An 857-nucleotide genomic window follows, 5' to 3' on the forward strand; every position below is an offset into this window, starting at 1 on the left:
GGCGTAGGGTTCGGGGTTCATAGGTCGGGGAGGAAGTCGCTGCGTTGCTCTGCCTGTTCACGGTCAGACCGCCGGTCGTAGTGGCGACTCAGAATATCCTCACTCGCGTTCAGCCGGTCCTCGACGATACGCCGCGGAACGTCCTCGCGGCGGTAGAAGGTCACCCGGCCACTCCGCACGTCGTGAGGAGATCGCGACGACGGACACTTGCTCGCGTGGTCGATGTCAGTCGCCTCGCAGGAGTCGATGTCCCGATCGTGGGGACAGCCTTCGCCGCGCCAGCAGGGACGAGTCACTCGGTACAGCACCTTCCGGAAGGTGTTGCCCGCCGGACGACCGTACCTGGTCGTGATCAGCGGCTTACGATCGTACTCGTCGGTCACCTCATCCCGGTGATACTCGATGTAGTCCTCGATGTATCGGGCCGTCTTCTGACTAATACGGTTCCAGCGGGTCCCCGACTCGTGGTTCTTGAGCGGGGTGCCGGTCTCCGGACGGTGAACGAAGTGGACAGCCGGACCAGAGAAACGAGGATGCGTCCCGTCGAGGTCGCAGTCTTCGAGGTCGAGGCCGCGAATCGCACCGCTCCGCGCCCCCGTTTCCCACAGCAGGAGGAGAACGATGTGGTCGCGGGACGCCGGTTGCGCGCTTTCGAGGTAGTCCAGAATCTCGATAGCGCGTTCAGGCTTGAGCGTGGTCTCCGACACGTCCTCCCCGTTTTTCATCGTCGGGAGGGTGAGCTGTTCGTACAGCTCGGGATCGACGGCGTCGATGTCGCCAGCGAACCGGAGGAAACGCCGAAGGGTTGCCAACTGACTCTTGAGAGTGACGAGCTTGATCGGCTCGCGCCCGTCACC

General features: G+C 63.4%; 1 protein-coding gene. It reads right to left on the reverse strand.

The window, feature by feature from the left end; translation table 11 throughout:
• Window positions 1–17: 17 nt before the first annotated feature.
• The coding region (locus EXE44_RS17320; RefSeq protein ID WP_137718000.1) for a site-specific integrase at window positions 18–857 on the reverse strand (840 nt) is incomplete at its 5' end.

The sequence above is a fragment of the Halorubrum sp. SS7 genome (assembly GCF_005435055.1).
Taxonomy (GTDB): Archaea; Halobacteriota; Halobacteria; order Halobacteriales; family Haloferacaceae; genus Halorubrum; species Halorubrum salinarum.